At 65.5% G+C, this 3,374-nt stretch carries 3 protein-coding genes; all 3 read left to right on the top strand.

Features of this window, described 5'->3' with window-relative positions; translation table 11 throughout:
• Positions 1-144: 144 nt before the first annotated feature.
• Genes ACZY0Y_RS19705 through ACZY0Y_RS19695 form a run of 3 tightly spaced genes read left to right on the top strand, consistent with a single transcriptional unit; the run spans position 145 to position 3,286 of the window.
• Entirely contained in the window at positions 145-1,365 is a 1,221-nt protein-coding gene (locus tag ACZY0Y_RS19705) for a tyrosine-type recombinase/integrase (RefSeq protein WP_463959916.1), read from the top strand.
• Complete coding sequence (locus ACZY0Y_RS19700) at positions 1,362-2,297, top strand: tyrosine-type recombinase/integrase (protein ID WP_463959915.1); 936 nt, start codon at positions 1,362-1,364, stop codon at positions 2,295-2,297. Before ACZY0Y_RS19705 ends, ACZY0Y_RS19700 begins: the two co-directional genes overlap by 4 nt.
• Complete coding sequence (locus tag ACZY0Y_RS19695; RefSeq protein WP_463886759.1) at positions 2,294-3,286, top strand: tyrosine-type recombinase/integrase; 993 nt, start codon at positions 2,294-2,296, stop codon at positions 3,284-3,286. Before ACZY0Y_RS19700 ends, ACZY0Y_RS19695 begins: the two co-directional genes overlap by 4 nt.
• Positions 3,287-3,374: the final 88 nt, after the last annotated feature.

The raw sequence follows: 3,374 nt of genomic DNA, 5'->3' as shown, positions 1-3,374 counted from the left end.
GACATGTTATGCCGATGTTGTGGTTATGCCGATGTTGGTCTGTGATCCCAGGTTCCAGGCGGTGGACGGGACAAAAAGGTCGGCATAATCACGCTGTGGTGATCGGCTTGTCTTCTCAACGATTGAGCAGACGAGGAGCACACGATGACAGCGACAACGCGAGCGGATCGGGTCCAGATCCACGGTCCGCTGCAGAAACACGCCGAGGGATTTGAGGCCGAACTCTTGCGGCTGGGATTCACCTCGGCATCGATTGTGAATCAGTTCCATCTGCTGGCACATCTGAGTCGCTGGCTCGAGGCGGAAAGCATGCGCCTTGGCGATCTGACGGTGTTGCAGGTCGATGCATTCCTCGCCGAACGCAAAGCGACACATACTGCGTTGTTCACCCGTAAGGCGCTGCGCCCGTTGCTGGGCTGGCTGGCCGAGTCAGGGGTGATCACCGCGGAGGCAGCGTGTCCACCGCGGCCGCCGGAGGATACTGCGGTGCTGGTCCGGTTCGAGCGCTGCCTTCTGACGGAGCGTCGTATCGGGGCGCGTACCGCGTCAGCTTATGTGGTGCGGGTCCGGCGGTTCCTGGAGACGCATTGTCCGTCCGAGGGGTTTGCCGGGTTGAGCGGTGCCGACGTCACGCGCGCGTTGCTGGAGGAGGGAGTGGGGCGGGCGCCGGCGTCTGTGAAAAAGTTCGGCTATGCGCTGCGGGCCTTTCTGCGGTTCTGTTTCATCACCGGCGAGCTCGACCGTGATCTGACCGGAGCGACTCTGGTGATCCGGGAACCGTTGCCCTCCCTTCTTCCGCTGGGCCCCAGCGCGGAACAGATCGACACCCTCCTGCAGGGCTGTGACCGGACCACAGCGGTGGGGCGGCGCGAATATGCGGTGATCCTCCTGCTGGCCCGGCTCGGCCTGCGCGCCGGGGAAGTCGCCGGAATGCAGCTGGAAGACATTCATTGGCGCCACGGCGAGGTCCTCATCCGCGGCAAGGGCGCGAAACACGAGTGTCTTCCGCTGCCAGCCGAGGTCGGCGCCGCGGTGGTGGACTATCTGATGCATGCCCGTCCGGCCGATGCGGACCTGCGGGAAGTGTTCTGCACCGTCCGTGCCCCGCGACGACGGCTGAGCTCCCCGGGGGTTTGGGCGATCGTGACCCGCGCCTGCACCCGCGCGCACCTGGAGACATTCGGCCCCCACCAGCTGCGCCACAGTTTGGCCGAGGCTATGGTTGCCGCCGAGGTGCCGTTGGCCGCGATCGGGCAAGTACTCCGCCACGACGATCCCGCGACGACGGCGAACTACGCCCGGGTGGACGTGGTCCGGTTACGACAGCTGGCCCGACCCTGGCCGGCCGGGGGTGAACTGCCATGACCTGGAATGAGAACGTCACCGACTATCTGCGCCTGCGCCGCCAGCTCGGCGCACACCTCGCCTGGCCTGAACACCTGCTGCACCAGTTCGCCACACACCTCACGGCCGCGGGCATCGAGGTGCTCACCGTCACCGAGGCAATCACGTGGTGCAGTCTCCTGCCGGCCGGGGTGACGGCCGCGCCGAGGACCCGGGCGTCGAGTCGGATGACCGCCGTCCGCGGGTTCGCCGACTACATGCACGCCCTGAACCCGATCCACGAGGTTCCGCCCCGCGGGATCTTCGCCGGCCCCGTGCATCGTCAGGCTCCCTACATTTACAGTTCCGCTGAAATCACGGCGGTGATCCGCGCAGCCGCCACTCTGGAGGGCGGGAGTCGGGCGCAGACTTACCCGGTGTTGTTCGCGCTGCTGGCGGCCACGGGACTACGGGTCGGGGAGGCCCTCGCACTGGACAGGGACCGCGCCGATTTGGATGCCGGAGTGCTGCTGATCAGTCGGGGAAAGGGGCGCGACCCACGGCTGGTTCCGCTCCACCCGACCGCCACTGCCGCTCTCGAACGCTATGCTCACTGGCGCGATGACCAGCACCACGGTCGCAGGCCAGCGTTCTTCACCGACGCAGACGGCGAACGGTTGAAATACGCAACTGTTCGCGATAACTGGGTACACGCTTCTACTGCCGCAGGGCTACGCACTGCGGCGCGGCAGCCACGGATGCACGACCTGCGGCACACGTTCGCGGTGAACACGCTGCTGGGCTGGTATCGCAACGGCGCCGATGTTGGCGCGAAGATGCCCGCCCTGTCGATCTATCTGGGCCATTCCGACCCGGCGAATACCTACTGGTATCTGAGCGCCGTTCCCGAACTGCTCGCTCACGCTGCCGCCCGCCTTGATGCCGCGAACACCCGGGAGCAGGTGCAATCATGAGCAGTCTCGCCCCGCTGCTGCAAGCGTTCTTCACCGACCGGCTGGTCACCCAGCGCCAGGCCAGCGGCAACACCATCGCTTCCTACCGCGATACCTTCACGTTACTTCTCGGCTACGTCTGCCCTCTGAAGGGCAAGACGCCCTCGCTGGTGGAGATCAGCGATCTTGATGCCGACACCATCACCGGCTTCCTCCACTATCTGGAGGAAGTTCGGGGCAACAGCGTCCGCACCCGCAACGCCCGCCTGGCCGCGATTCACTCCTTGTTCGGTTACGCCGCTTTGCGCCACCACGAGCACGGCGAAGTGATCCAACGCGTCCTTGCGATCCCGGCGGCGAGAATGCACCGCAACATCGTCACCTGGCTTGACCCCAGCGAAGCGGATGCACTGCTGGGCGCCTGCGACCAGGACACCCGCACCGGCCGCCGCGACCATGCGATGTTCACCCTGGCGATCCAGACCGGGCTGCGCATCAGCGAGATCATCGGGCTCACCGTCAGTGACATCCACACCGGTATCGGCTCGCACGTCCACTGCCTCGGCAAGGGCCGCAAAGAACGCCGCACACCGCTGCTGCCAGCCACCGTCACCGTTATGAAGGGATGGATCGCCGAACACAGTGGCCCCGCCGATGCCGCGCTGTTCACCACCAGCACTGGCCGACGTCTCAGCCGTGACGCGATCGAGCACCGCATCCAACACACCATCACCACGGCCGCAACGTCGTGCCCGTCGCTGGTCGGAAAACACGTGACCATGCATACGCTGCGGCACACCGCCGCGATGCGCCTGCTGCATGCCGGCGTCGATACCACCGTGATCGCCCTCTGGCTCGGCCACGAACAGATCGCCACGACAAACATCTACCTCCACGCCGACATGACCGTGAAGGAGGCCGCGATCGCGAAAGTCACCCCACCCGGCATCGCCGCCACAGGGCGCTACCAACCCACCGACACTGTCCTGGCCTTCCTCGCGGCGCTGTGATTATGCCGACCTTTTTGTCCCGTCCACCGCCTGGAACCTGGGATCACAGACCAACATCGGCATAACCACAACATCGGCATAACAGGAC

This window comes from Pseudarthrobacter kochi, from assembly GCF_055412805.1.
Note: the sequence above shows the minus strand (reverse complement) of the source record. Positions and strands in the feature narration are given on the sequence as shown.

Bases quoted from the DNA above. Each gene is read 5' to 3' on its own strand.
- ACZY0Y_RS19705 (WP_463959916.1), top strand. From the start codon at position 145: ATGACAGCGACAACGCGAGCGGATCGGGTCCAGATCCACGGTCCGCTG.
- ACZY0Y_RS19700 (WP_463959915.1), top strand. From the start codon at position 1,362: ATGACCTGGAATGAGAACGTCACCGACTATCTGCGCCTGCGCCGCCAG.
- ACZY0Y_RS19695 (WP_463886759.1), top strand. From the start codon at position 2,294: ATGAGCAGTCTCGCCCCGCTGCTGCAAGCGTTCTTCACCGACCGGCTG.